The organism is Streptomyces sp. a15, from assembly GCF_059026085.1.
Genome location: NZ_JBWLKM010000240.1, coordinates 1 through 1,207, shown reverse-complemented (window position 1 = coordinate 1,207; position 1,207 = coordinate 1). Strand labels below are relative to the sequence as shown.

The 1,207-nt window shown below is 74.9% G+C and carries 2 protein-coding genes; both read left to right on the top strand.

Going from position 1 to position 1,207, the window contains the following annotated elements; genetic code table 11:
* Positions 1-187 (top strand): hypothetical protein (locus AC5P09_RS51880; protein WP_493880620.1); only part of this gene is annotated, 187 nt, incomplete at its 5' end.
* On the top strand, positions 168-1,207 hold a 1,040-nt coding region (locus tag AC5P09_RS51875; protein ID WP_493880619.1), incomplete at its 3' end, for a TIGR02679 domain-containing protein. The genes AC5P09_RS51880 and AC5P09_RS51875, both read left to right, overlap by 20 nt.

Genomic DNA, 1,207 nt, shown 5'->3' with positions numbered 1-1,207 from the left:
CGCCGCCGCCCACTACGACCTCGCGCACACCGCCGTCGACCACACCGTCTCCGCGCTGCTGCTCGTCTGGGACGGCGCCCGGCTCCTCGCCGACGACACCGGCGACCTCACCGCCGCCCTCGGCTCGCCCGGCACCCGACGTGCCCCGACGCCCGAGGAGGCCGCGGTTGTCGACCGAGCGGAGTGAAAGCCAGGGGTACGACGAGTTGCGGGGCGAGGGATGGACCCGGCTGCTCACCGCCGCCCGCCGCAGACTGGAGCGCACCGGCGGCGCGCTCGACGGCGACATCGGGCTCACGGCGCCCAGCGACGCCGAACGCCGCACCGTCATCGGCATCACCGGCCGCTACCGGCCCGAGACCGTGGGGCGGCTCGCCGTACCTCTGCGTGACCTGGACGGGTATCTGTACGACCGCTACGGCACCGGTCTCCTCCAGATCCTCGGCCGGCTGCACGGCCCGCTGCGCGACCGGCCGGCCGAACGGGCCGACGAACAGGCCCGCCGGGAGCAGGCCCTTGCGTCGGCCCACTCCAGCCGGCTCGCGGGGCAGGGATGGTTCGCCGCCTGGCTGGACCGGATCGCCGCCGACGGCACCCTCACCCGTCTCGTACGCCGGGGGGACACGCCCCTCCTCGACGCGGCGGTACGCGTCCTGGAAAGGCTGACCGGTGACAGGGACCGCTTTGTGGGTTCCCCGAACCGGTTCCCCGGTGTCCTGCCGCTTCCGGTCCTCGCCGAGTGGGCCACCGGCGACACCAAGGCCCTCGTTCCCGGCGCCCCGCTCGAACAGCTCGTCCTGCGTGCCCTGGCCCAGCGCGCCGGCGACGGTGGCGTCGTACCGCGCGAGCGGGCCGGGCGGCGAGCCCTGTGGGAGAGCGCCGGCGCCATCGCCGACGACCTCGCCAGCCAGGTGCTCGTCCTCAACATCGGAGCCGAGGGCGACACGGTGGTCTGCGACTGGCTGCACGACGCCGCTGCGTTCGGCATCCCCTTCCGGCTCACCCTCCACCAGCTCGCCGCCGACCCCGTCGTCCCCGCCGCCCGCACCATCTTCGTCTGCGAGAACCCGGCCGTACTGCGTGCCGCCGTCGGCGAACTCCAGGACACTGGCGCCGCTCTCGTGTGCACGGAGGGCGTCCCGTCCGCCGCCTGCCACAAACTGCTCGGCGACGCCGTACGCGCGGGAGCCCGGCTGCACTGGCGCGC